The 642-nt window shown below is 62.6% G+C and carries 1 protein-coding gene; it reads right to left on the reverse strand.

Annotated features, from left to right (window positions below; genetic code table 11):
- Nucleotides 1-380: 380 nt before the first annotated feature.
- A partial coding sequence (locus tag AC1DTN_RS38145) for a LysR substrate-binding domain-containing protein (RefSeq protein ID WP_477925352.1) occupies nt 381-642 on the reverse strand: 262 nt, incomplete at its 5' end.

Genomic DNA, 642 nt, shown 5'->3' on the forward strand with positions numbered 1-642 from the left:
TCGCAAAGCTCGGCAATTCACACGGCCTCGAGAGCTCGACAGCGGACCCCGAGCGAAAGCCTAGCAGCGTGCCTGGGATCTACCAGAAGCGCGACCAATGACGAGATGCACGTGCTGCGGCGATGAGTCACGTGCCTCGGCTCGACAGCCAAATCGGAGGGCATCCATTTCTTGGTCCTGCAACTGCGCGTTGTGCTGCGCTGCGCGGTATCAGCCTGCCCTGCTGATCTAGCTGCACCCTATGGTGCAAGGTGCTACCAGCATCGCCCTGCTGCATCAGATCCTGCGGGCGCGAGTACGACGTCAATCACGAGAGCGACGTGTTTCTCGAAAAACCGACGCTTACTCCGACCTAGGCGGTCTTGCCACGGTGTGGGTCCCTAACCCCCCAATCTCTCGGCGCGGGCGTTGCGCGCTTCGAGTAGACATGCCGCCAGGTCACGAACGATGCGTGACTTGGGCAGGTCGGGGCGAAAGATGAGCAGGGTGCGAAAGTGGACCGCGGCTGAGAACGGTCTGAAGGTGACGCCGCGCGCTGCGTAGCCGTCTGTCGCGTACGGGTTGACCAGGCCTACTCCCAGGCCCTCCATGGCGAGCGCGCACACAGTGGATGAGTTTGGGGTTTCAGCCACCACCTTGGGC

Source organism: Rhizobium sp. 01T444, from assembly GCF_056398305.1.